The following is a 25,095-nucleotide window of genomic DNA, read 5'->3' on the forward strand; positions in this document are numbered from 1 at the left end:
TGACATCCAGTGTCACCTTTCGTCTGACCGCAGGACGGACAGCCGTCCGTCAGGGTGATTCTGTGGCGGAACGTCGGGGCCGTCAAGCGAGGTCTCCGACGCCTTGGCCGGTCGGAGGCGCGTCCGTGCCGGGTGTCTCGTTTTGGGACGGACCCCGGACGGGTTGCGGCGCGCAGAGGTTCCGAACCGCGTCGCGAGGCTGGCGCTCTTCCTGGTGACCGAATAGCGTACTGGTGTCCGTCAAGCGGCCAAGGGAGTTCAGTGATGGATAAGGTCGAGGCATTCACCCCGGGACGGCCCGTCGTCCTGCGCGGTGGCACCGTGTTGCCCGTCAACCGTGAACGCGAGGTCCTCGCGGACACCGACGTACTCGTCGTCGACGACCGGATCGCGGCGATCGGTCCGCGCCTCGCCGTGCCGGACGGGACGGCGGAGATCGACGCCACGGGCGGCATCGTGATGCCGGGCATGATCGACACGCATCGGCACATGTGGCAGACCGCGATGCGCGGCTACGGCGCCGACTGGACCCTCACGCAGTACTTCGTCTGGTACTACCTCGAACACGGCAGGAAGTTCCGCCCCGAGGACGTCCACGCCGGCAACCGGCTGGCCGCCGTGGAGGCGCTCGAGGCCGGTGTCACCACCGTCGTCGACTGGTCGCACGGCCTGCAGACCGTGGACCACGCCGACGCCGCCGTGGACGCCCTGCGGTCCGTGCCCGGCCGCTTCGTCCTGGCCTACGGCAACATCCAGCAGGCCCCCGCCGAGTGGACGGCGGCACCGGAGTTCCGCGACTTCGTCGGCCGCCGCATCAACGGCGACGACATGCTCGGCTTCCAGCTCGCCTTCGACGTGACGGGCGACCCGGCCTTCCCCGAGAAGCCCGCTTTCGAGGTGGCCCGCGAACTCGGCGTCGCCGTCACCACGCACGCCGGGGTCTGGGGCGCCACCAACGACGACGGCATCCGCCTGATGTACGAGAACGGCTTCATGACCCCGGGGACGGTGTACGTCCACGCCTCGACGCTCACGGCGGACTCGTACCACCGCATCGCGGCCACCGGAGGCTCGGTCTCGGTGTCCACGGAGAGCGAGCAGAGCGCCGGCCAGGGCTACCCGACCACCTGGGCCATCCGCTCGCACGACATCCCCGTCTCCCTGTCGATGGACACCAGCGTGTGGTGGAGCGGCGACCTGTTCTCCGCCATGCGCACCACCCTCGGCGCCGACCGCGCCCGCGCGCACCTGGAGGCGCACGCCAAGGGCGAGACCGTCACCCACTGCGCCCTGCGTGCCGACCAGGTCGTGGAGTGGGCCACCCTCGGCGGCGCCCGCGCCCTCGGCCGGGAGCAGGAGCTCGGCAGCCTGGAGGCCGGCAAGAAGGCCGACATCGTGCTCCTGAAGAACGACCACTCGCCCGTCTCCTTCCCGCTGCTCAACCCGTACGGCCAGGTGGCCTTCCAGGCGCAGCGCGGCGACGTGCACACCGTGCTCGTCAACGGACGGGTGGTCAAGTACGAGCACCGCCTGCTCGGTGTGGACCTGGCCGCCGTGCGCCGCGAGGTCGAGCAGACCGTCGACCACCTGCGTTCGGCCATGGGCGAGGAGGAGTGGCGCAAGGGCATGAACCCCGACGTCCCCGAGACGAAGGTCCTCGACAACCCCTACACCTACACCGACTACCGCAGCGCGTCGACGCACGGCCAGTGATCCGAAGGGGGTCCGAGGCATGAGCATGGGGCTGCTGCTGCTCCGACTGCTGCTCGCCGCCCTGCTCTTCGGCCACGCCACGCAGAAGCTGCGCGGCTGGTTCGGCGGAGCGGGGCTCGCGGGCACCGGCACGGTCTTCGAGCGCTGGGGCTTCGTCCCCGGGCCGCGGATGGCCCTGGTGGCCGGAGTGGCGGAGCTGGCCGGGGCGGCGTCCGTCGCGGCCGGACTGCTGACGCCCGGCGGGGTCGCCGTCGTCGTCGGGACCATGGCGGTCGCCGCCGCGGCGACGGCGCCCAACGGCTTCTGGGCGCAGAAGGGCGGCTGCGAGGTGCCGTTCTGGTACGGCGCGGTCGCCGTCGTCCTCGGTTTCACCGGGCCGGGCCCGTGGTCGCTCGATCACGCCCTCGGCCTGACCTGGCGGCCCGCCCCGGCCTGGGGTCTGGCCGCGCTCGCGGCCGGGCTCCTCGCGGCGGTCGTGCCGCTCGCCGGCCGCGCCAGGGTGCTGCGGGGAAGGAGGGAATCCCCCGAGTCCCCCGAACCCCACGGGAACGCGTAGCCACTTCCGGATAAGCCGCCTCCGGCCGGGCATACGGCTGGGGTACGCCACGCGACGCCGCGGCCGGACCGGCCGCGGCGGTACCGGAACCGGGGGCAGGACGACATGGGCACTTCGCTCGAGGGCACCGACCGTACGCACGGAGCGCGGCCGGAGCCGGCCGTCGCCGAACGCAAGCAGGAGCTGCGCCGCCGCCTGGAACGCCTGATCGGCATCGCCGCGACCGAGGGGAACCGGCTGCAGGCCCTGCGCAACGGCGACGAGATCTTCCCCGCGATGCTGGACGCGATCCGAGCGGCGAAGCACACCGTCGACATGACCACCTTCGTCTACTGGCGCGGTCAGATCGCCCGCGACTTCGCGCACGCGCTGGCCGCCAAGGCGGAGGAGGGGGTACGGGTACGGCTGCTCCTGGACGGCTTCGGCGGACGGCTGATCGAGCAGGACCTGCTCGACGGCCTGGACCGGGCCGGTGTGGACGTCGCCTGGTTCCGCAAGCCCGTACGGCTCTCGCCGTTCAAGCAGAACCACCGCTGCCACCGCAAGGTCCTGGTGGTCGACGCCCAGGTGGCCTTCACCGGCGGCGTCGGCATCGCCGAGGAGTGGTGCGGCGACGCCCGCCACCCCGGCGAATGGCGGGACACCCATGTCCGGGTCACCGGCCCCGCCGTGGACGGTCTCGCCGCGGCCTTCGCGCAGAACTGGGCCGAGTGCCGGCAGGACGGCCTCTTCGACGACCGCGACCGCTTCGGCGAGCACGAGCAGAACGGCGGCGCGATCGTCCAGGTGGTGCGCGGCTCGGCGAGCGTCGGCTGGCAGGACATGCGCACCCTGCTCCGCGTCGTGATCGCCTCCGCGGAGCGGCGCATCCGGCTGGCGACCGCCTACTTCGCACCCGACCCGTACTTCGTCGGCCTCCTGTGCGAGGCGGCGCGGCGCGGAGTGGAGGTCGAGATCCTGCTGCCGGGCCCGCACACCGACAAGCGCGTCTGCCAGTTGGCGGGGCAGCGCTACTACCAGCGGCTCCTGGACTGCGGTGTGCGGATCTGGCACTACCGGCCGACGATGATGCACGCCAAGGTGATCACCATGGACGGCGTCGCGACCCTGATCGGCTCGACCAACTTCAACCGGCGCTCCCTCGACCACGACGAGGAGGTGATGCTGGCGGTGCTCGACGAGCACTTCACCGCCGGCCTCGACGCCCACTTCGACGAGGACCTGCTGCGCAGCGAGCCCGTCGACGGGACCCGCTGGCGCGGCCGTTCCCCGTGGGAGCGGGCGCAGGAGGCGGCGACCGCGCCCATCCGCCGCTTTCTCTGATCCCCGCGCCCGCCCGGCGCGGACCCGCGGGATTCCGGAGAGGGGTGCCGGCCGCCGGGGACGGTGACGATGATGGTGTGTCCCGCGAGCCACGCGGGCGCACGGACCCCGGTCGCGTCATCGCACCGCTCACCCTGGAGGGCGACATCAACGTCAACACCGGCACAGAGGAACCCGCTTCGACGGACAGCCTCCCCGGCGCCGCCGAGGGTGCCGCCGATACGGCACGGCACGACGTGTTCCCCGCCGACCTCGAGGTCGCGGCGGTGGCCGAACTGACCGCCCTGATGGTCGCCGGCCACGTCACGAGCGTCGCGCTCACCCGCGCCTACCTGCGGCGCATCGAGGAACTCGACGTCGGCGGGCCCGCCCTCAACGCGGTGCGCTGCGTCAATCCCGCCGCGTTGGAGGAGGCCGCGGCGGCCGACGAACGCAGGGCGGAGGGCGGCCCCGGCGGGCCCCTGCACGGCATACCGGTGCTCGTGAAGGACAACATCGACGTGCTGGGCATGCCGACGACGGCCTGTTCGGTGGTCCTGGCCGGCTCCTTCCCCGCCCAGGACGCTCCGCTGGTCACCCGGCTGCGCGAGGCCGGCGCGGTGATCCTCGGCAAGGCGAACCTCACGGAGTTCGCCAACTACCTCACGATCGGCATGCCCAGCGGGTACAGCTCGCTGGCCGGTCAGGTGCTCAACCCGTACGACCTGAGCGAGACCCCGAGCGGTTCCAGCGCCGGTTCGGGAGTCGCCGCCGCGGCCGGTCTGGCCGCCGTCACCATCGGCACCGAGACCGACGGCTCCATCCTCAGCCCGGCGTCGGCCACCTCCGGGGTGGGCGTCAAACCCACCCTCGGACTCGTCAGCCGTACCGGGATCGTGCCCATCGCCTCCAGCCAGGACACCGCCGGACCCATGACCCGGACCGTGGCGGACGCCGCCGCGCTGCTCACCGTCATCACGGGCACCGATCCGGAGGACCCGGCCACCGCGGGCAACCCGCTGGAAGGCCACGACTTCACCGCCGACCTGACCCCGCACGCCCTGCTCCGCGCGCGCCTCGGCGTCGTCGCGGAACAGGTGCCCGAGGACGGCACGGACGAACGGGCACTGTGGGACGCGGCCCTGGCCGCGCTCGCGCGACGGGGCGCCGAACTCGTCGACGTCACCATCGAGGCCCGCCGCCGCTACGACGTCGCCTCCCCGGTGCTGAGCCACGAGTTCAAGCGCGACCTCAATGCCTATCTCGCGCGGCTGCCCGAGGGCGCGCCGGTGCGCACCCTCGCCGACGTGATCGCCCACAACGAGGCCCACGCGGGTGTCGCCCTGAAGTTCGGGCAGAGCCTCGCCCTCGCCTCGCAGGCCAGGGACCTCGGGCCGGACAGCGCGGACACCGTCGAGTACAAGGCCGCCCGCGCCCGGGACCTGGAGGAGAGCAGGGACCGCATCGACGCCCTCATGGCCGAACACGACGTCACCGCCCTGCTCTTCGTGAACAGCGGCAGCTCGTCCATCGGCGCCAAGGCCGGCTACCCATCGATCACCGTCCCCGCGGGCTACCTCGCGGCCAACCGCCGCCCGTTCAACATCACCTTCCTGGGGCGGGCGTGGAGCGAGCCGGTGCTCATCGGCTACGCGTACGACTACGAGCAGGCCACACGGCTCCGCAGGCCGCCGTCCGAGGTCAATCCCACCCTGCTGCGGCGGCGTTCCCTCGCCGTCCCGCCCGCCCGGGACGGTGCCGCCGGCGACTGACGGCCCGCGGGACCCACGGGCCTTGCGGGCCTCGCGGGCCTCGCGCGGTCAGCCGTCCCCGGCGTCCTCGAGCAGCTCCCGCACCTCCTCGGCGGTGGTCTCGCGGAGCTCCTCGCCGACGAGCAGCCAGCGGGTGATCCCGACCGACGTGAGGAACGGCAGGTCGTGGCCGGCGATGAGGAGCGCGCCCTCGAAGGAGTCCAGGGCCGTGGTCAGCTGCCGGACGCCGCTCAGGTCGAGGTTGTTGGTGGGCTCGTCCAGCACGAGCAGCTGCGGCGCCGGCGCGGCGAGCATCGACGCCGCCAGGGCGGCGCGGAAGCGCTCCCCGCCGGACAGGGTGCCCGCGGGCTGCTCGGCGCGGGCCCCACGGAACAGGAACCGGGCCAGCCGGGCGCGGATCTCGTTGTCGGAGACCCCGGGGGCGGCGCGGGCCACGTTGGCCGCGACGCTCAGCTCCTCGTCCAGTACGTCGAGGCGCTGCGGCAGGAACCTCAGCGGCACATGCGTCCTCACCTCGCCGGACAGCGGGGCGAGTTCCCCGGTGAGGGTGCGCAGCAGGGTGGTCTTGCCAGCTCCGTTGCGGCCGACCAGTGCCACGCGCTCGGGTCCGCGGATGTGGAACTCGCCGTCGCGCAACGCCCCGAAGCGCGGCCGGAGTCCGTGCGCGGACAGCACCGCCCGTCCGGCGGGGACGGCGGTGTGCGGCAGGCTCACCCGGATCTCGGCGTCCTCGCGGATCGCCTCCGCGGCCTCGTCCCGGCGCTCGCGCGCCTGGTGCAGCCGGTTCTCCTGCACAGCGCGGAGCCGGTCCCCGGACTCCTGCGCGGAGCGCTTGCGCTCCCCGGCGACGATGCGCGGGGCGCGCCGCTGGGCGTCCATCTTCCGGCTGTGCCGCATCCGGCGCGCGGCCTTGACGTGGGCCTCCTCCAGTTCGCGCCGCTGCCTGCGTACATCCGCCTCGGCGGCCCGCAGGACGCGCCCGGCCGTCTCCTGCCCGGCGGCCACGGCCTCCTCGTAGGCGGACCAGCCGCCGCCGTACCAGGTGACGGAGCCCGCGCGCAGCTCGGCGACGCGGTCGACGCGCTCCAGCAGCTCCCGGTCGTGGCTGACCACGACGAGGACGCCCGAGCGCCAGGTGTCGACGGCGTCGTGGAGTCGACGGCGTGCGAAGAGGTCGAGGTTGTTGGTGGGTTCGTCGAGCAGGAGGACGTCGGGGCGCCGCAGAAGAAGTGCGGCCAGGCGGAGCAGGACGGTCTCGCCGCCGGACATCCGGCCGACGGTACGGTCCAGATCCAGGCGGCCGAGCCCGAGGGAGCCGAGGGCCGCCAACGCGCGTTCCTCGACGTCCCAGTCGTCGCCGACGGATGCGAAGTGCTCCTCGGCGACGTCCCCCGCCTCGATGGCCCGCAGGGCGGCGCGCCTCTCGGCGATGCCGAGAACCTGGTCGACGCGGAGCGCGGTGTCCAGGGTGACGTCCTGCGGCAGGTAGCCGAGGCTGCCGCCGACGGTCAGGGACCCCCGGGTGGGGATCAGCCGGCCGGCCAGCAGCTTCAACAGGGTCGACTTGCCAGTGCCGTTGGCGCCGACGAGCCCGGTGCGGCCGGTGCCGACGGTCAGCGACAGTTCGTCGAGAACGGGTGTGCCGTCCGGCCATCGGAAGGTCAGGGCCGAGCAGGTCACGGACGCGGTGGGCGTGGTGGGGAGGGACATGGCGGTCCTCGCAGTCGCAAGCGCAGGGATGGCGGGCTTCGTGTGCGAGCACCACGCGGCGACCGTGCCGGAACGGGGGTGGCGGTCCTCCGAGGACGGGGACGGCTCGTGCACCGAGGTCGCAAGCGCGCGGGGTCACGGGCGGCGGTGACGCCGACCGCGCGTGACGGGCGTACGGCCGCGGGGCCGTATCGCGCGATGATCGCGGACCTCAGAGGAGCAACATCCACCTCTATCGGAGACAACAGGACCCGGGAACTGTACCCCAACCGGTGCCGGAAGTGCACGGCCGCGAATACCGGGGTGCCAGTCGATACAATTCGAACAGGGAACGGCGGCATCCGGCGCCGGCCGTTCGCATTCCCTGCGAAGGGGGAATCCGGACCGATGGTCGTTGAATTGTCTCCCATTTCCGGCCGCGTGGCGGTGGTGCGCGATGGGTTCGATTCCCCATGACGTGAGCGTGTACGCAGGGCGGTCCTCCGGGCTCATCGGGGCCCAGATCGCCGGGTACCGCGTGGAGCGGGAGATCGGCCGCGGCGGAATGGCCGTGGTGTACTGCGCCAAGGACCTCCGGCTGGACCGGACGGTGGCGCTGAAGCTGCTCGCCCCGGAGCTGGCCCGCAACGACACCTTCCGCCGCCGTTTCACACACGAGTCACGCGTGGCGGCCGCGATCGAGCATCCCCACATCGTGCCGATATTCGAGGCCGGGGAAACCGACGGTGTCCTCTATATCGCCATGCGTTATGTGTCGGGCCTCGATCTGCGGGCGCTGTTCGACCGGGACGGCCCGCTTCCCGTGCCCACCGCATTGCGCATCGCCACCCAGGTGGCTTCCGCATTGGACGCGGCGCACGAGCACGACCTGGTGCACCGCGACGTGAAGCCGGGGAACGTCCTGGTCGCGAAGGGCACCGACAGCGAACACCCGGAGCACGTCTACCTCACGGATTTCGGGCTGACCAAGAAATCGCTGTCGCTCACCGGATTCACCACCGTCGGTGAATTCGTCGGCACGCTGGATTACGTGGCGCCCGAGCAGATCTCCGGGCGGCCGGTGGACGGCCGCTGCGATCTGTACAGCCTGGCCTGCGTCGTCTACGAGAGCCTGACCGGGGGCCTGCCCTTCGAGCGCGAGGAGGACATGGCGCTGCTGTGGGCGCACCAGTACGACCAGCCGCCGCCGCTCACCGAGCGGCGGCCGGAGATCCCGCCGGCCATGGACGACGTCATGGCAAAGGCACTCGCGAAGATGCCCGAGGACCGCTACGACTCGTGCCTGGAGTTCGTGGGCGCCCTGCGCGCCGCCGCGAGCGGCCGGGACGAGGGCGGCCCCGCGCGTACCAGCGGCGCCGATCACGAGGCGACCCGGGTGACGCCCCGGCCCGCCGTGGTCCTGGCGCCCCCGGGACCGCCGCCGGACCCGCCGATGTGGGCCCGGGCGGTCTTCCGTCGTCTGTCCGGCTTCTGAACGTCAGGTGTTGCTCAGCTGCTTGGGCTCCGTGGTGTCCAGGGTGTTGTCGGCGAAGGTGTTGCCCTTGCCCTTCAGATCGCGGTTGGCGAGGTCGGCCGGCTTGTTGCCGCGGGCGACGTTGTCACGGATCGAGTTCTCGGAGTTGGACGTGCCGACGACGCTGCCGAACAGCACGATGCCCCCGGACATCGGGGACTTGCCGTGGTTGTCCCGCACCTCGTTGTTGGTCACGACGGTCTTCTCCACGCCCGTGAGCAGGATGCCCGTGCCCTGGATGAACGGGAGGCGGGCGTTGGGCGCGCAGTACTTGTTGTTCCCGGTCACGGTGTTGTGGGTGACGGTCAGCGCGCCGCCGCGGGGGACGCCCTCGTCGCCGACGACGAACACGCCGCCGCAGTTGCCGGTGATCCGGTTGCTCTCGACGGTGACGCCGCGGACCCGGCGCAGGCCGACGCCGATCCGGTTCTCGGTCAGCTTGTTGTCGCTGATGACGGCGCCCTGGGTGTCGAGCGCACCGCCCTCGGTGTCCATGGAGTTGGCGAGGAAGATGCCCGACTCGGCGTTGTTGTGGGCGGTGTTGTCGCGGAAGACCGTACGGACGGACTTCTCCACCAGGATGCCCTGGAGCTTGTTGTCCCGCGCCGTCACCCGGAGGACCTGCAGGCCGTCGGCCCGCGACGCGTGGATGCCCGCCTTCTTGAAGCCGGCGACGGTCAGCTGTTCCAGCGTCACGTCGGACGCCTTCTTCTTCTCCGTGCCGGTGACGCAGATGCCCTCGCCCGCCTTGGCGCAGGCGTTCTCCTTGCCGTTCGTGCCGGGGGTGATCACGGTGCCCGTGCCCGCTCCGCGCAGCGTCAGCCGCGGCGTGCTGATCTGGACGCTCTCGTGGTAGGTGCCGGCCGCGATGTCGATGACCTGACCGGGCTTGGCGCGGTCCACCGCCGCCTGGATGGATTCCCCCGCGCGAACGGAGATCTTCTGCGCGTCCGCGGACGACGAGGCCGTGGTCTGCGACTCGCCGCCGCAACCGACCGCGCCCCCCACGATGGTCGCCGTGGCGGCCGCCGCGACGACGGCCCTGCGGGACCGACAGAGCTTCATGTGTGTGCACCTGCTTTCCGTGATATGTGATCAGCCGAAAACAGACGCTATGGACGTATCTGACACCTCGCCACTCCAGAGCGCACGGCGCGCGGGTGACGATCCCCGGATCGGCCGGTGAGCCCGGCGGCCCACGGGGGCGTCGCCTTCTGTGGCCGGAATCGACCCGGTACGGCTGATGGGGTGGCCGTGGCGGCATCAGGGCCCGCGCCGCGGGCAGGCGCATCGTCATGGGAGTGCTGAGGCGATGGGAACGGGTGATCGAGGACTGGGAGCGCGCGCTGGTGGCGAGGGTGCGCCGCCGCGGGCCGGTGGAAGTGCTGGACGCCCTCCGGCGTGAGTGCGACGGCCGGGCGGTGGTGTGCAGCCCCAGTCGTGTGGTGGTGCCCAATGTGTACACGGTCGAACTCGCCGACGTGCCCCACCGGGAGCTGAGCCCGTACCGCGCCCGCGTGGGGGAGGAGTTGACGGACTCCCTGCTGCGTCACGCCGACCGGTGCGGGTACGAGTGGGCGGGCCCGGTCACCGTGCGGATCGTCCGGTCCGCCCATGTGCCCAACGGCCGCTACCGGGTGAGCAGCAGTCCGATGAGCCACATCCGCGCGGACGCTCTCGCCCGGACCTCGCCCGGGTGGTCGTGAACCGCGGCCTCCCGCGCCGACGCGCCCCGCTTCCCGTTCCGGCCGCCCGGCTCCGGCCCGGTCAGCGCGTGATGCCCTGTGCCGGGGTGAAGGCCACGTCCTCGGCGGAGAGCACGGCGCCCGTGTCGTCGACGAAGGCGACGCTGACCGGGCGCCCCGCACCCGCCGACCGCCGCAGGTGGCTCGGCCCCCGCGCGGGGGTGCGGTGCACGTCCCCCCACTGCTGGAGCGCCGCGAGGATCAGTCGCAGTTCCTCGCCCGCGGCCGTCAGGTGGTAGCTGTAGCGGGTGCGGCTGCCCGGCTCCCGGTACGGCCGCTTCTCCATGATCCCCTCGTCCACCAGCGCGGTAAGGCGGCCGGTGAGCAGGTCGGGGGCGATGCCGAGCTCGCGGCGGAAGTCGGCGAACCGCGACACCCCCCGCAGCGCCGACTCGCGCAGGATGAGGAAGGTCCACTTGTCGCCGACGACCTCGAGGGTCCGGGCGATCGAGCAGACCGTCTCTTCCTTGGTGGCGGCTTTGCTGCTGGACATGGGCCGATCCTACCTCTGAATTGACATTTCCAATTCAGCCGGGGGTGCGGCGTCCGGCCGCCGCGGGCTCATCGTGCGGCCGGGGCGGGCAGGCCGGGGTAGAGCAGGTCGAATCCCGCGGACAGGGCGGCCTTGACGTTGCGGCTCAGATCGTCGACCACCACCTCGGGCGCCCGCTGCTCGATGCCGTCCAGCGCCAGGCCGGCCACCCACGCGGGGTCGACCTTGTCGGAGGGGGCGACATAACCGGCCATGTCGGTGTCCATGTAGCCCACATGGAGCGCGGTGACGTCGATCCCGGAGGGGGCGAGTTCCTGGCGTACGACATTGGTCATGGCCCACTCGGCGGCCTTGGCCGCGCTGTACCCGCCGTATCCCGGGCGGTGGACCCAGGACAGGACGGAGAGGACGTTGAGGATCGCTCCGCCGCCGTTCGCCGCGAGCACGGGGGCGAAGGCCCGCGTGACGCCGAGGGAGCCGAAGAAGTGGGTCTCCATCTCGAGCCGGATGTCGGCCATGTCCCCGTCGGTGAGTCCCGCGTGGGTGCTGACGCCCGCGTTGTTGATCAGGAGGGTGGCGTCGGGAGCCGTCCGGGCGGCCCGGGCGATCGACGCGGGGTCGGTGATGTCCAGCTGGAGCGGCACCGCGCCGGGCAGGTCGAGGGAGGCGGGATCGCGGACGCCCGCGTAGACCTTGGCGGCGCCCCGGTCCAGCAGCTGGGTGGCCAGCTGCCGGCCCAGGCCCCGGTTGGCGCCGGTGACGACGGCGACGGAGTTCTTGATGTCCATGGGTTGCTCGTTCCGTTGTCCTGGGTAGGTATTTCCAATCTAGGTCAGCTGAGTTTGGAATTGCAAGTCAGAGCTCCTTGCTCCACGCCCGAGGGTTTCCGGCCGGCTGACGGTGCCGCTCCCGGCGGGCGGTGCCGCTCCCGGCGGACGGTGCCGCTCCCGGCGGGCGGGCCGTCCGGCACCGCGCCGTCCGCCGCGCGGAGCCCGCCCGAGTGGTGACCTCGCCCGCCTGCGCAAGACTGGGAACCAGAGGACCGGAACCCGATCGGACGGTCATGGGTACGTGGACAGCGCGAGAACCCGGAGAAGGACGCGAGGAGCCGGCGGGACGCACGGCGGCGCGGATGGTGATCGACGCGCACGGCGCGATCGCCGGGTGGAACCCCGCAGCCGAGCGCCTGCTGGGCCACCGGGCGTGCGACCTCCTCGGCCGGCCCGTGACGGACCTGATCGCGCCCTGCGCCGATGCCGCCGATGCGGAGCCCGGCGGCCCCGCCGCGCAGGGGCGCGTACTGCTCCGGCACTGCGACGGCCGGTCCGTCGCCTGCCGACCGTGCCTCCACTCGGTGGGCGACGACGGCACGGGCCCACGCCTGACCGTCGACCTGATGCCCGAGGAGTCGGGATCCCGGCTCTCCCCGGACATCGACCGCGCCCTGCTCGAGACGCTGTTCACCCGGTCGCCCATCGGCCTGTTCGTGCTGGATCCGCAGCTCAGACTGATGCGCTTCAACGCGGCGGCGGAGGGCATGAACGACCACCGGTCGGAGCTCGCCCTCGGGCGGCGGCCCACGGAGGTCTGGCCCGACTTCAGCGCCGAGCTCGCCGAGCGTGTGATGGGCAGGGTGCTCAGGACCGGGGAGTCCGCGATCTCGTTCGAGAAGCGCGGCCGCCCCCCTGGCGACCCCACGAGGGAACACGTCTACTCGGCCTCCGCCTTCCGGCTGGAGGCGGAGGACGGCCGGATCCTGGGCGTGGCCGACGCCGTGGTCGACGTCACCGAACGCCACCTCGCCGAGCAGCGCCTGGCGCTGATGGCGGAGGCGGGCAGGAGGATCGGCACCACCCTGGACCCGATCCGCACCGCGCAGGAGCTGGCCGAGGTGGCCGTGCCCGGACTCGCCGACTGCGTGAGCGTGGACCTGCTGGCATCCGTCCTCGGCGGCGAGGAGATGGCCCCGGGCCCGGTCGCGGACGACGCGGGGCTGCGGCGTGCCGCGACGTCGGCCCGCTGCGACCGGGCCGGGGGCCACACCACCGGGGCGGTCAGCAGCCACCCGGCGGGCTCACCCGGCCTGCGGGTGCTCACCGACCGCGCGCCGCGTCTCATTCCCAGGCTCGCCCAGGAGAGCGCGTGGCTCCGGGACGACCCCTCACGGGGCGGCAGGGTGCTGGAGGAACGCGTCCACTCCCTGATGGTGGTGCCGCTGCTGGTCCGGGACTGCGTGCTGGGCCTGGTCACCTTCCACCGCTGGGACCCGAGTCTGGGGCCGTTCGACGAGGACGATCTCGCGCTCGCCGTCGACCTCGCCGGCCGCGGGGCGATGGCGCTCGACAACGCCCACCGCTATGTGCGCGAGCGCAATGCCGTCCTCGCGCTGCAGCACGGCATGCTGCCCCAGCGGATGCCCGCTCCCAGCGCCGTGGAATGGGCCCACCACCTGGTGCGTTCCGGCGCCGGCGGCGACTGGACGGAGGTCATCCCGCTGCCCGGGGCGCGGGTGGCCCTCGTCAGCGGAAGCACTCCCGGCCGCGGCATGCGCACCGCCGCCACGATGGGCCGGCTGCGGGCGGCCGTGCACACCCTCGCCAGCCTGGACCAGGCCCCCGACGAGGTGCTCGCCCGTCTCGACGACCTGGTCCGCAATCTGGCCGGGGAGCACTCGGGCGCCGGCTCCGGCTCGCCGCTCGGCGCCACGTGCCTCTACCTGGTCTACGACCCCGTGACCCGGCAGAGCACCATGGCGTCGGCGGGCCATCCGCCGCCCACGGTCGTCTACCCCGACCACACCGTGCGGACCCCGGTGGCACCCGCCGGGGAGCCCCTCGGACGCCCGGGACCGCCGTTCGAGATGACCACCCTCGAACTGCCCGAGGGCTGCATGCTGGTGCTCCGCACCCCCGGGCTCCTGCAGAGCCATCCGCGGCGGGCCGGGGAGGCGGAGTTCGAACGGCTGCTGGCCACACCGTGCGAGTCCCCGCAGGACATGAGCCTGCTGCTCACCGACACCCTGGTCCCCGCGGACCCGGATCACGACGCGTCGGTGCTGGTGGCCCGCCCCCGGCCGCTGGGCCCCGACTCCGTCGTCACCTGGGACCTGCCGTCCGACCCCGCCGCGGTGGCCACCGCCCGTACGCTGACCACCCACCAGCTCGCGGCCTGGGCCCTGCAGGAGGAGAGCTTCGCCACCGAACTGATCGTCAGCGAGCTCGTCACCAACGCCATCCGCTACGCGGCACCCCCCATCCAGCTGCGTCTCATCCGGGACCGGGCCCTGACGTGCGAGGTCTCCGACACCAGCAGCGCCGCGCCCTTCCTGCGCCATGCCCGTACCACCGACGAGGGCGGGCGGGGCCTGCTGCTGGTCTCCCAGTTCGCGCAGCGCTGGGGCACCCGCTACCGGGAGCGCGGCAAGACGATCTGGACCGAGCAGACGATCGGCGTCTAGGTCCGGCCTACGGTGCGGTCGCGGCCAGCCAGACGGTGGTGTCCGCGGGCACCGACCGGCCGTCCAGCGGGGAGCTTGCCAGCAGGACCTCGTCGCCCGGCGCGAGGGGAACCGGATCCGGGCCGAAGTTGGCCAGGCACCGCAGACCCGGTGCGCGGTCGAAGGCGAACCAGGATCCGTCCGCGGGGCCCTCCGGCACCGTCGTCCCGTCCGCGGGGACGGGCGCGGCGCGCCGCAGGCGCAGCGCGGAGCGGTACAGGGCGAGCATCGAGCCGGGGTCGTCCTCCTGCGCCCGGACGGTGAGGTCCGCCCAGTCGCCGGGCTGCGGGAACCAGCAGTCGTCCGGGTCGGCCGTGCTGAATCCGTACGGCGCGGACGTGCCCTCCCACGGCAGCGGCACGCGGCAGCCGTCCCGGCCGCGGTCGCGGTGGCCGGAGCGCTCCCAGAGCGGATCGCGCAGCCGGTCGTCCGGCACATGGGCCTGCGGCAGGCCCAGTTCCTCGCCCTGGTAGACGTAGGCGGCACCGGGCAGCGCGAGCATCAGCAGCGCGGCGGCGCGGGCGCGGCGCAGGCCGCGAGGGCCGCCGCCGTACCGGGTGACCGGACGGACAGCGTCGTGGCTGGAGGCGACCCAGGTGACCGGGGCCCCGACGGCGCGCATCGACGCGACGGACCGCTCGATGACCCCGCGCATCTCCACGCCGTCCCAAGGGCTCTCCAGGAAGGCGAAGTTGAAGGCCTGCTGCATCTCGCCGGGGCTGACGTAGCGGGCCAGCCTGGCCGGGTCGAACACGGCGGCCTCGGCCACCATCACGCGCTCCTCGGGGGCGACCGCGCCCGGCGGAGCCGGGTGGGTGTCCAGGAGCCGGCGCCAGGAGCGGAACAGCGGGTGCAGTTCCTCCTGGTCGTAGTACGGCATCAGGTGGTTGCGCAGGATGTCCTGGTGCTGTCCGGGTCCGGCGTCGGGGAGCCCCGGCGCCTTGAAGAGGGTGTGGGCCACGTCGACGCGGAAGCCGTCGACGCCGCGGTCCAGCCAGTGCCGGAGGGTCCGCTCGAAGTCGGCGACGACCTCGGGGTGCCGCCAGTCGAGGTCCGGCTGCTCGGGCGCGTGCAGGTGCAGATACCACTCGCCCGGGCCGCCGTCCGGCGCCGGGACGCGGGTCCAGGCCGGGCCGCCGAACGCCGACTGCCAGTCGTTCGGGGGGAGTTCGCCGTGGATGCCGCGACCGGGCCGGAAGAGGTAGCGCTCCCTGGCCGGGCTGCCCGGGCCGGACGCGAGCGCCTCCCGGAACCAGCGGTGCGTGTCGGAGGTGTGGTTGGGGACCAGGTCGATCAGCACGCGCAGTCCCAGGCCGTGGGCGCGCGCGACGAAGGCGTCGAAGTCCTCGTCGGTGCCGAGGTCGGGGGCGACCGCGGTGTGGTCGGTGATGTCGTAGCCGCCGTCGGCCAGCGGGGACGGGTAGAACGGCGTGATCCACACCGCGTCCACGCCGAGGCGGCGCAGGTGGTCCAGACGGGCGGTGGCGCCGGCGAGGTCGCCGATGCCGTCGCCGTCGCCGTCGGCGAAGGAGCGCGGGTAGATCTCGTAGCAGACCGCGTCCCGCCACCAGGGTGCGCCGGAGGCCGGCCCGGAGGTGCTCACCGTGCGCTCCCCGCTGTCGGCGGGGCGGGAACGGGCTCGGTACGGCCGGACGCGGCGGACCGCGTGGCGGCCTCCGCGACCGCGACCGCGGACCGTCCCGACGCGGCGTCCGCCACCGGTGTGCCGCCGTCGGCCGCGCAGCGCAGCAGATCGGCGAAGGCCGCGCGCACGCTCTCCGCGTACACGTGCTGCTTGCGCGCCTCACCGCCCAGATCGACCACGCAGGTCACCCGGTGCGGGACGCTCCGCTCCACACCTCTGCCGCGGGCGGGCGCGGCCGGTCCCGCGTCGCGTTCGACCGACACGGTGATCCCTTCCCCGCCGTGCGGACGCAGCCCGGGAACGGCCAGCAGCTCGGCGGTGCGCCCGGGCAGTTCCTCCCAGCGGCGGGCGTCCTCCTCGTCCGTCCAGGCCGTGATCGTCGCGTGGGTCGGGATCCAGCCGGTGACCCGTGCCTCGGCGAAGCCGTAGTCCAGGCGCATCAACTGGCGTTCGGCACGGTGGGCGTGGGTGAAGGAGTGGGTGTGGGTGGCGACGGCGCCGCCGGGGTGGGTGGCGGTGGCCACGACGATGTCGACGGGGCCGCCGTCGCGGTGGACGGCCGTGCCCTGCACCTCGACCGGCTCGCTGCCGATGAGGGCGCGGGCGGCGTCGAAGAAGTGCACGCCGTGCTCGACGTGGATGCCGCCGCTGTGGGCGGGGTCCCAGAACCAGTGGCCCGGGCCCAGGTCCTCGTCGGCGGCGTCGTTCTCGAAGGCGAAACGCACCAGCGGGTCCAGCAGCCCTTCGCCGCGCAGCCGTTCGAGCATCCGCAGGACGGGGTTGTAGCGCAGGACGTGGTCGACGACGAGGACGCCTGTGGAGCGTTCGGCCTCGGCCTCCACCCGCAGCGCGTCCTCCAGGGTCACGGCCAGCGGCTTCTCGCAGAAGACGTGCCGGCCGGCCCGCAGGGCGCCGACGGCGAGGTCGGCGTGGGTGGCCGGGGGAGTGGCGATCGCCACGACGTCCACCCCGCGGAGTCCGGCGAGCGCGGCGGCGTCGGGGCAGACCGCGGCGCCGTGCCGCCGCGCGAGGGCGGCGGCACGGTCACGGTCGGGGTCGGCGCACGCCACGACGCGTATGCCGGGCAGATCGGCGACGGCGTCCAGCAGATAGGCGCCGAAGGCGCCGCAGCCGGCCAGCCCCAGACCGAGCGGAGTCACTCGGCACGGTCCAGGCGGGCGACGCCGATGTGCGCGTCGGCCATGCCGTAGAAGACGTACCGGACGCCGTCGATCTCCTCGATCGCGGTCGGGAAGACCACGTTGGGCACGGTGCCCGAGCGCTCCTCCTCCGTCTCCGGCTCCATCAGCGGCACGTCGGTGCGCGCGAGGATGCGGGCCGGGTCCTGCGGGTCGAGGATCATCGCGCCCGCCGCGTAGCTGACCTTCTGCTGCTGGGCGAACGGGTCGTCGATCGTGCCGGACACGCCGTGGTGGATGAGCAGCCAGCCCTCCTCGACGCGGATCGGGGCCGGACCCGCGCCGATCTTGAGCTCCTCCCAGGGGTGCTCGGACAGCGCGACCAGCCGGTGGTTCCGCGGACGGGCCAGGGCGCTGAGGTCCTTCTCGACCTCGGCGACGGGAACGTAGGAGATCCAGATGCCGGGGCGCTCGTCGGTCACGCCGGCCGGCAGGTGCACGCCCTCGCCGGGGCGGAACCAGCCCAGGTCCCACATCGGACGGTGCAGCATGGCGAAGGAGGGCTCGCCGTCCGGGCCCGGCACGGGCTCGGGGAAGTGCACGACGTCCTTGTTCGGGAAGAGGTTGAGGTCGGTGTCGAGGTCGGCCTGGTAGGCGAACTGGATCGGGCCCAGGCGCTCCCAGGTGACCAGGTCCTTCGAGACGGCCAGCGCCGGCTTGGGGCCGAGCGGGCCGTAGGCGACGTACGACATGACGTGCAGCCCGAGCGCCTCGATCCAGGTGGTACGCGGGTCCTCCACGCCGGCGTTGTTCTTGCCGCGCTCCCAGCCCTCGTCGGGGGCGAGGACCACGCCGCGGCGCTCGACGCCGGTGGGCACGCCGTCCTCGATCACGACCTCGGCGAGGCCCACGCGGGAGACGTTGCCCTCCGCGACGAGGCGGGGCAGCAGGTGCAGGGTGCCGTCGGGGGTACGGCCGGAGGCGGGGTTGAGCACGCCCTCCGCCTCGTTGGCCTCGCCGGCCAGCGGGGACATCACGACGCCGACGCGGGTCAGGCGGTACGGGACGGAGCTGTTGGAGCCGGTGGTGCGGTTGGTGCCGGTGGTGCGGTCGTTCACAGCGAGTTCAGCCCTTCGTGGCGGAATCGAGGTCGGTGGAGGTGAAGCGGCTCTGGAAGACGAGGTAGAGGGCCACCGCGGGCGCGGCCAGCACACAGGCGCCGGCGAGGATGGCGCCGAACGGGTTGGCGGCGGCGGAGGAGACGGTGCTGATGTAGTTGGCCAGGGACACCGCGAGCGGCTGCATGGTCTGCTCCTTGGTGACCAGGAACGGCCACAGGAACTCGTTCCACGGCCCGGTGAAGCTGAGCAGCACCACGGAGGCGAGCGCCGGCTTGCACAGCGGGATCGCGATCCGGAACAGGATCTGCAGTTCGCCCGCGCCGTCGATGCGCGCGGCCTCGAACATCGCCTGGGGCAGTTGCAGGAAGAACTGCCGGAAGATGAACACCGCGCTGGTGTTGATGGCGAACGGCAGGATGATCCCGATGTAGGAGTCGGCCAGGCCGTAGTCGCGGACGATCAGCACGTAGAGCGGGATCATCAGCAGCTGGAACGGGATCACCTGCACCAGCAGCACCAGGGCGAAGGTGGAGCCCTTGCCGCGGAAGTGGAGCCGGGCCAGGGCGTAGCCCGCCAGCAGGCCGAAGACCGTGGTGCAGACGATGACGCCGCCGGTGAAGATACCGGAGTTGATCAGCGAGCGGCCCAGCGAGATGGCCGAGTTGATCTCCTCGTAGTTGTGCAGCGAGAGGTTCCCCGGCCGCGGGAAGGCCCCGGCGGGGCTGCTGTCGGGCTCCTTCTGCAGGGAGCCGATCAGCATGTAGTAGAAGGGGAAGAGGAAGGCGAAGGCCCCGGCGAGCAGGGCCAGCCGCGACAGGATCCGGCGGCCGCGGGAGTGCGTGTGCGGACTGTGCCCCGCCGGGCGGCGCTTGTGCGCGGGAGCGTGGACGTCGGTCATGTCAGTCCCTCTCCAGCACTCGGCGGTAGACGAGGGAGATGCCGGTGATCAGCACGACGAGGATCACGCCGATCGCCGCCGCCTCGTCCGGGTGGCCCTGCTGCAGACCGCGCTGGTACATCAGCAGCACCGGTGAGGTGGTGGCCCCGTCGGGTCCGCCGCCGCTGGTCAGCAGGTAGGGCTCGGTGAACAGGTTCGCGCCCGTCACCGTCGCCAGGACGAGCACGAGCAGGGTCGCGGTGCGGACCGCCGGCACGGTGATCGACCAGAACATGCGCACCTTGCCCGCGCCGTCGAGCGCGGCCGACTCGTAGAGCTCGCCGGGCACGTTCTGCAGCGCCGACAGGTAGAGCACGATGAAGAAGCCGAGCTGCTTCCAGGCGACGAACAGCGCGATGGTCGGCATTGCGAGGTGCGAGTTGACCAGCCACGACGGGTCCGGTGCCAGCGGCCCGAGCGCCTTGTTCACCAGGCCGTTCGAGTTGAACAGGAAGAGCCACACGCCGACGACGGCGACGCTGGCGGTGATGTACGGGACGTAGTAGGCCGTCCGGAAGAACGTGCGCGCCCGCAGCTTGGAGTTGAGGGCGGTGGCGAGGATGAGGGACGCCGCCACCGTCAGCGGCACGTTGATGACGAGGAAGACCGCGATGTTGCCGAAGGAGCGCCACACGGCCGGATCCGTCAGGACGGCCGTGTAGTTGGCCAGCCCCACGAAGGGGCGGTCCACCTGGGCGCCCGGCGCGGCGAAGAAGTAGTCGTGGAAGGAGATCCACACCGCGAAGCCGAGCGGGTACAGGAAGATCGCGGCCAGGTAGATCACGTACGGGGAGACGAAGGCGAGGCCGATCGGCTGCCGGCCCGCGAACCGCAGCCGGCGCGGCCCCGGCTCACGGCCGGTCCGGGGGCGGGCCCCGCCCCGGGCGGACCCGGGGCGGAGGACGTCATGGTGCGTGGAGGACATGGCCGTGACTCACTGCTTCGCGAGGCCGTCGACCTTGCCCGCGGCCTCGCGGAAGGCGGCGGCGACGTCGCCCTTCCCGAAGATCACGGACTTGGTGTAGGCGTCGCGGAACGTCTGCCAGATCTCGACGGAGTTCGGCACGTTCGGGGCCTCGACGGTGTGGTCGGCCTGCTCGGCGAAGGTCTTGTAGTCCGGGTGCGAGGCGAAGTAGTCGGGGTAGGCGGCCGGGAGGTCCTGCCGCATCGGCATCTGGCCGGTGGCCTCCAGCAGCTTGCCGTCCTGCTCCTTGCTGGTGGCGAACTTCAGGACGTCCCAGGCCGTGCCCTTGTTCTTGCACGCGGTGAACATGCCGATGGACTTCTCGTCGCTGAAGGTGCCCTTGGCCTCGGCGCCGGTCGCGGTCGGCACCGGCACGGCGCCCCACTTGACCTTGTCGCCGTAGACGGAGACGGCCCACGGGCCGACGATCGCCATGGCGGCCTTGCCGTCGGCGAAGGAGTCGCCGTTGTACTGCTCGTTGGGGGCCAGGTGGTCCGCGTACATGGTCTTCCAGAACTCGGCGGCCTTGACGCCGTCGGGCGAGGCGAACTGGGCCTTGCCGTCCTCGACGAGCTGCTTGCCGGTCTGGGCCGCGAAGAGCGGGTAGAAGTCGAACCAGGACTGGTAGAACTCGGAGGTGGGGGCCGGCCAGATGGCGGCGTGCACACCGCCCTTGACCAGGGTGCGCGAGGTCTTCAGGAAGTCCTGGTAAGTGGAGAGCTTGGGGTGCTCGGGGTCGAGCCCGGCCTTCTTGAACAGGTCCTTGTTGTAGAAGATCATGACGGGGTTGCTCTTCCAGGGCATCTGGTAGTACTTGCCGTCGGGCGACGCGTACTGGGAGAGCCGCTCCCCGGTCCGCTCCTCGAGGTACTTCTTCCCACCGGGGAAGTCGTCCAGGGCGACCAGGCCGCCCTGCTTCTGGAAGCCGGGCACGGCCGCGGGGGCGGTGTTGAGGATCAGGCACGGGGCGTTGCCCGCCGTGATGGCCGCGCCGATGACCTCCTCGGAGCTCTTGCCCGCGGGTATCTCCTGCGCCTTCACCTTCTCATCGGGGTGGGCGGCGTTCCAGGACGCGACCATGCTCTTGCCCCAGGCCACCTCCTGGGCGTTGTTGGAGTACCAGACGGTGATGGGGCCGTGGGCGTTGTCGCCGCCGCCGGCGGAGTCCGATCCGCCGCTGCCGCACGCGGCGAGCGGCACCGTCAAGGCGACGGCGGAAAGGACGGTGAGGAGGGTCTTCTTCATTGCGGTGGGCTCCGTGTTCTCAAGGGGTGGGAAGCGGCCGTTCCGAGGCGTCGTCCTGCCTCGGCGACGGCCCTCCGGGGGAGCGGAGAACGTCTTGGGCGCGATGGGCGCGCTCAGGGATGTGCGGTCCCGGCGGGTGCCGGGCCCGTGGAGCCGCGCAACATGAGCGCGGCCGGGTCCAGTTCCACGTACGGGGTGGTGCCCTGCTCGATCGTCTCGATCAGGGCGAGTGCGGCGGCGCGGCCCCAGCTGGCCGCGTCGGCGCGGCAGGTGGTGAGCGAGGGCCGCGTCCAGGAGGCCAGCGGGACGTCGTCGAAGCCGACCACCGACAGATCGTCGGGCAGTCGCAGGCCGGCCTCCTGGGCGACGGCCATACCCGCCGTCGCCGACAGGTCGTTGGCGTACACGATGGCCGTGGGCCGGTCGCCCCGCGTGATCAGCGCCTGCGTCGCGAGCGCCCCGCCTTCGGCGGTGAAGCCGCCGGGCAGTACGGGGCCCTGGGGCAGGCCCGCCTCCGTGAGCGCGTCCCGCCAGGCGCCGAGTCGGCGCTGGGCGTGCAGGTACTCGTCGGGGCCGGCGACGTACGCGATGTTCCGGTGCCCGAGTTCGACGAGGTGGCGGACGGCGCCCGCGACGACGGGGCGGTCGTCCAGGTTCACCGTGGCGAGTCCCTCGACACCGCCGTCGGCGCCGACGGCCACGCCGGGGAGCCCCAGCTCCCGCAGGAGCGCGGGCCGCGGATCGCCTACGCGCAGGTCGGTGAGGAACACCCCGTCCACGCGCTGGTCGTCCACCAGGCGGCGGTAGGTGTCCATCTCGTTGCGGGGCCGGGTCACGTGCAGCATCAGGCCGTCGCCGGAGTCGGCTATGACGGACTCGATGCCGGCCATGAAGGCCGGATAGAACGGGTCGGTGCCGATCAGGTCGGGCTCGCGGGTCAGGACCAGCCCCACCGCCCGGGCGCGGCCCGTCGACAGCGCGCGGGCGCTGCGGCTCGGCGTCCAGCCCAGTTTCCCGGCCGCCGCCCGTACCCGTTCCTGGGTCGCCGCGGCCACGCCGGGACGGTCGTTGAGGACGAACGACACCGTCGCCCTGGACACGCCCGCCAGTTGGGCGACATCGGCGATCGTGGGGCGTCGGGCCATGGCGGACTCTCCGGGTACGCGGCGGAAGGGGGCCGCATCCGTGCCGCGGGTCCCGTCGACCGGCGTGCCTCGGGGGCACGTCGTCCGGCGGCACCCTTGGCGCCGGAGGCAGCACGTTCTGGCACTCGCATACCGGTGCATTCAACGCGAAGCGAAGAGTTCACCAGGCGTTTGAACCGGTTTAAACGAGCGATGTGAGGAACCATGACCGCCAAGAGGCGAGGTGTCAAGGGGCCGCTTTCGATAGGGGAGTTATATGCCATGTATGTAGCTATAAGTCCGTAATGTCGGGATGTCGTTCCGTAGTCGTGTGGCGCGGGATACGTGACGTCACGTCACGGTGACCACCGGAGTGCGGACGCGGCGGAGCGGGCTGTCACGGTCCGGCCAACCGGCTGACCTGCGGCGGACGGAGCGAGAACGACGGAAACGGATGTGTTTCCGGACACGTGCCCGCGCACCGGGGGCGGTCGCATCGCGGGCTTCGGGCACGCCGGCGCCGCGTCTCGTTCTTCCAGGTTCCCGGCCGCGCTCACGGCGCATGGTGCGTGACGCCGCAGGCCCCCGCCGCTTCATCGCGGTGGGGGCCCGACTCATGGCGACGAGGGCACCGGCGGGGAGGTGCCGGACCCTCCAACTGCACCACCGTCCAGCCTGGTCGCGTCCGGGCGGGTCCGCACGCCGCACTGGGCCGGTGAGGTGACGCCGCCTCCGGCGCCCGCCCGGGCGGCGTCAGCCGGCCGGCAGGGAGACCCGTGCGGTCAGGCCGCCCTCGGGATTCGGCGTCAGCCGGAGCTCGCCCTCGTGCAGGGCGACGATGCTCGCGACGAGGGAGAGTCCCAGACCGTGGCCGCGGTGGCCGGGGCCGGTCCCCGCGGTGCGGCCCTCGCCCCGCAGGAAGGGCTCGGTGAAGGTGTCGACCGTGTCCGGCAGGAGCGGCCCCGTGTTGGTGACGGTCAGCAGCGAACGGAGCGGGTCGCGGGGGTCGGGCCCGACCGCCACCGAGACGGTGCCGCCGGTGGCCAGATTGTGCCGTACGGCGTTCTGCAGCAGGTTCACCGTCAGCTGGCGCAACAGCACCGGGTTGCCGGTGGCCGGGGACGGTGGGGTGTGGCTGTGAACGGTGATGCCGAGGCGGCCGGCCTCATCGCGGACGACGGCGAGGGCCTCGGCCGTGGTGTCGGCCAGGTCGACCGGTTCGGTCTCCGGCTGGATGTGGCCGAGGGTCGCCAGGTCCAGCAGCGCGTCCACGATCTCGATGCCGCGCTGGTTCGTCTCCCTCAGCCGGGAGACGAGCCGGGCGTAGTCCTGGCCCGCGGGGTCCGCGGCGGCGACGTCCAGCATGGTGTGGGTGATCGACAGCGGGGTGCGCAGTTCGTGCGAGGCGTTCGCGGCGAAGCGCTGCTGGGACTCGAAGGACCGCTGGAGCCGCTCCAGCATGTGGTCGAACGCGTCGGACAGATCGGTGAACTCGTCGCGGCGACCGGGCAGCGCGATCCGGTGGTCCAGCGAACCGGCCGCCGCACGGTGCGCGGCCCGGGTGATGTGCTGTAGGGGCCGAAGCACCCGCCCGGCGATCACCCAGCCCCCGGCCAGACCGATGACCAGCAGGACGAGCAGCGCCCAGCCGGAGGCCTGCAGCAGGGCGTGCAGGATGTCACGCCGGGTCGGCGCGGCTGGGTCACGCGGGTTCGCCGAGGTCAGCGGGTAGCTGGGGATGATCCGCATGGCCAGGTAGACGATCGCCATGGTGGCAGTTCCGGCGGCGACGACGAAGAACGCGTAGGTGAGCGTGAGCCGCCAACGCGCGGTCGGTTTCCTCGGCCGCCGCGCCGGGGCGGCCGAGGAAGCCGGGGTGAGGACGGGAAGCGTTCTGCCGCGGTGGGCGGTGGTGCCGCTCATCGCCCGTCGTCCGGTTCGCCGAGGCGGTAACCGACGCCGGGCTCCGTGAGGATGACGGGTGGTTGGCCGAGGCGTTTGCGCAGTGTCGACATCGTGATGCGCACCGCGTTGGTGAACGGGTCCGCGTTCTCGTCCCAGGCGCTTTCCAGCAGTTTCTCCGCGCTGACGACGCCGCCCTGTGCGGTGACGAGGATTTCCAGGACGGCGAACTGCTTCCGGGTGAGGGAGACATGGTGTCCGGCGCGGAAGACCTCGCGCCGGAAAGGGTCGAGCCGGATTCCCGCGTATTCGAGAACGGGTGGATTTCCGGTGCTGGGGCGCCGCGCCAACGAGCGTATGCGGACCACGAGTTCCTGTAGCGCGAAAGGTTTGGTCAGGTAATCGTCCGCGCCCAGTTCGAATCCGGTCACCTTCTCGTGCAGACGGCGGGCGGCGGTGAGCATGAGGACCCGGCAGCCCCATTCCCGTCGGACGATGGTGCGGCACACCTCGTCCCCGTGGGTCCCCGGGATGTCCCGGTCCAGAACCACCACGTCGTAGGTGTGGACGGCCAGCCGTTCCAGGGCGGAGTCCCCGTCCCCGACGATGTCCGAGGCGATCGCCTGGAGCCGCAGGCCCGCCTGGATCGCCTCCGCGAGGTAGGGCTCGTCCTCGACCACCAGTACGCGCATACGGCCTCTCCGTCCTCGGTGCGGGT

Annotated in this window: 20 protein-coding genes; 7 read left to right on the forward strand and 13 right to left on the reverse strand. The window is 72.4% G+C overall.

The window, feature by feature from the left end; translation table 11 throughout:
* Nucleotides 1–264: 264 nt before the first annotated feature.
* From AB0F62_RS32425 to AB0F62_RS32440, 4 genes are all read left to right on the forward strand, one after another.
* Complete coding sequence (locus AB0F62_RS32425; protein WP_361807485.1) at nucleotides 265–1,713, forward strand: amidohydrolase family protein; 1,449 nt, start codon at nucleotides 265–267, stop codon at nucleotides 1,711–1,713.
* A gap of 19 nt (nucleotides 1,714–1,732) precedes the next feature.
* The gene (locus tag AB0F62_RS32430) at nucleotides 1,733–2,269 is read left to right on the forward strand and encodes a DoxX family protein (RefSeq protein ID WP_361807488.1); all 537 of its coding nucleotides are present in this window, start codon (nucleotides 1,733–1,735) and stop codon (nucleotides 2,267–2,269) included.
* 105 nt (nucleotides 2,270–2,374) lie between these two features.
* The gene (locus tag AB0F62_RS32435; protein ID WP_361807491.1) at nucleotides 2,375–3,592 is read left to right on the forward strand and encodes a phospholipase D-like domain-containing protein; all 1,218 of its coding nucleotides are present in this window, start codon (nucleotides 2,375–2,377) and stop codon (nucleotides 3,590–3,592) included.
* A gap of 77 nt (nucleotides 3,593–3,669) precedes the next feature.
* Complete coding sequence (locus AB0F62_RS32440) at nucleotides 3,670–5,343, forward strand: amidase family protein (protein ID WP_361807494.1); 1,674 nt, start codon at nucleotides 3,670–3,672, stop codon at nucleotides 5,341–5,343.
* 48 nt (nucleotides 5,344–5,391) lie between these two features.
* On the opposite strand, the gene AB0F62_RS32445 is transcribed toward AB0F62_RS32440, so the two are convergent.
* Nucleotides 5,392–7,053, reverse strand: a complete 1,662-nt coding sequence (locus AB0F62_RS32445) for an ATP-binding cassette domain-containing protein (protein WP_361807497.1) — start codon at nucleotides 7,051–7,053, stop codon at nucleotides 5,392–5,394.
* Between the two features lie 436 nt (nucleotides 7,054–7,489).
* Here AB0F62_RS32445 and AB0F62_RS32450 point away from each other — a divergent pair, with 436 nt between their 5' ends.
* Nucleotides 7,490–8,527, forward strand: a complete 1,038-nt coding sequence (locus AB0F62_RS32450; protein ID WP_361807500.1) for a serine/threonine-protein kinase — start codon at nucleotides 7,490–7,492, stop codon at nucleotides 8,525–8,527.
* A 3-nt stretch (nucleotides 8,528–8,530) separates the two neighbouring features.
* On the opposite strand, the gene AB0F62_RS32455 is transcribed toward AB0F62_RS32450, so the two are convergent.
* Nucleotides 8,531–9,631 (reverse strand): right-handed parallel beta-helix repeat-containing protein, encoded by a 1,101-nt coding sequence (locus tag AB0F62_RS32455; RefSeq protein ID WP_361807503.1) that lies wholly within the window; start codon nucleotides 9,629–9,631, stop codon nucleotides 8,531–8,533.
* Nucleotides 9,632–9,861: 230 nt separating this feature from the next.
* Here AB0F62_RS32455 and AB0F62_RS32460 point away from each other — a divergent pair, with 230 nt between their 5' ends.
* Nucleotides 9,862–10,272, forward strand: coding sequence for a DUF3662 domain-containing protein (locus AB0F62_RS32460; RefSeq protein ID WP_361807506.1), 411 nt, complete (start codon nucleotides 9,862–9,864; stop codon nucleotides 10,270–10,272).
* A gap of 61 nt (nucleotides 10,273–10,333) precedes the next feature.
* Here AB0F62_RS32460 and AB0F62_RS32465 read toward each other — a convergent pair whose 3' ends face one another.
* Nucleotides 10,334–10,804 (reverse strand): helix-turn-helix domain-containing protein, encoded by a 471-nt coding sequence (locus AB0F62_RS32465; RefSeq protein WP_361807509.1) that lies wholly within the window; start codon nucleotides 10,802–10,804, stop codon nucleotides 10,334–10,336.
* A 68-nt stretch (nucleotides 10,805–10,872) separates the two neighbouring features.
* Complete coding sequence (locus tag AB0F62_RS32470; protein ID WP_361807512.1) at nucleotides 10,873–11,592, reverse strand: SDR family oxidoreductase; 720 nt, start codon at nucleotides 11,590–11,592, stop codon at nucleotides 10,873–10,875.
* Between the two features lie 344 nt (nucleotides 11,593–11,936).
* On the opposite strand from AB0F62_RS32470, the gene AB0F62_RS32475 reads away from it, so the two are divergent.
* Nucleotides 11,937–14,261 carry a SpoIIE family protein phosphatase gene (locus AB0F62_RS32475; protein WP_361807515.1) on the forward strand — a complete coding sequence of 775 codons (2,325 nt, stop codon included), beginning with the start codon at nucleotides 11,937–11,939 and terminating at the stop codon, nucleotides 14,259–14,261.
* 7 nt (nucleotides 14,262–14,268) lie between these two features.
* On the opposite strand, the gene AB0F62_RS32480 is transcribed toward AB0F62_RS32475, so the two are convergent.
* From AB0F62_RS32480 to AB0F62_RS32520, 9 genes are all read right to left on the reverse strand, one after another.
* Complete coding sequence (locus tag AB0F62_RS32480; RefSeq protein ID WP_361807518.1) at nucleotides 14,269–15,903, reverse strand: glycoside hydrolase family 13 protein; 1,635 nt, start codon at nucleotides 15,901–15,903, stop codon at nucleotides 14,269–14,271.
* The gene (locus AB0F62_RS32485) at nucleotides 15,900–17,105 is read right to left on the reverse strand and encodes a Gfo/Idh/MocA family oxidoreductase (protein ID WP_361807521.1); all 1,206 of its coding nucleotides are present in this window, start codon (nucleotides 17,103–17,105) and stop codon (nucleotides 15,900–15,902) included. The genes AB0F62_RS32480 and AB0F62_RS32485 overlap by 4 nt, the downstream gene beginning before the upstream one ends.
* Nucleotides 17,102–18,202, reverse strand: coding sequence for a glycosidase (locus AB0F62_RS32490; protein ID WP_361807524.1), 1,101 nt, complete (start codon nucleotides 18,200–18,202; stop codon nucleotides 17,102–17,104). The genes AB0F62_RS32485 and AB0F62_RS32490 overlap by 4 nt, the downstream gene beginning before the upstream one ends.
* A 7-nt stretch (nucleotides 18,203–18,209) precedes the next feature.
* Nucleotides 18,210–19,103, reverse strand: coding sequence for a carbohydrate ABC transporter permease (locus AB0F62_RS32495; RefSeq protein ID WP_361807527.1), 894 nt, complete (start codon nucleotides 19,101–19,103; stop codon nucleotides 18,210–18,212).
* Nucleotide 19,104: 1 nt separating this feature from the next.
* Nucleotides 19,105–20,067 carry a sugar ABC transporter permease gene (locus AB0F62_RS32500; RefSeq protein ID WP_361807532.1) on the reverse strand — a complete coding sequence of 321 codons (963 nt, stop codon included), beginning with the start codon at nucleotides 20,065–20,067 and terminating at the stop codon, nucleotides 19,105–19,107.
* Nucleotides 20,068–20,076: 9 nt separating this feature from the next.
* Nucleotides 20,077–21,351: an extracellular solute-binding protein gene (locus AB0F62_RS32505; protein ID WP_361807536.1), complete on the reverse strand. Its 1,275-nt coding sequence runs from the start codon at nucleotides 21,349–21,351 to the stop codon at nucleotides 20,077–20,079.
* Between the two features lie 113 nt (nucleotides 21,352–21,464).
* Nucleotides 21,465–22,496: a LacI family DNA-binding transcriptional regulator gene (locus AB0F62_RS32510; protein WP_361807539.1), complete on the reverse strand. Its 1,032-nt coding sequence runs from the start codon at nucleotides 22,494–22,496 to the stop codon at nucleotides 21,465–21,467.
* Between the two features lie 732 nt (nucleotides 22,497–23,228).
* Nucleotides 23,229–24,398, reverse strand: a complete 1,170-nt coding sequence (locus tag AB0F62_RS32515; RefSeq protein WP_361807542.1) for a HAMP domain-containing sensor histidine kinase — start codon at nucleotides 24,396–24,398, stop codon at nucleotides 23,229–23,231.
* A complete protein-coding gene (locus tag AB0F62_RS32520) occupies nucleotides 24,395–25,069 on the reverse strand; it encodes a response regulator transcription factor (RefSeq protein ID WP_361807545.1) in 675 nt (224 codons plus the stop codon). Before AB0F62_RS32520 ends, AB0F62_RS32515 begins: the two co-directional genes overlap by 4 nt.
* Nucleotides 25,070–25,095: the final 26 nt, after the last annotated feature.

This window comes from Streptomyces sp. NPDC026673, assembly GCF_040638135.1.
Classification (GTDB): Bacteria; Actinomycetota; Actinomycetes; order Streptomycetales; family Streptomycetaceae; genus Actinacidiphila.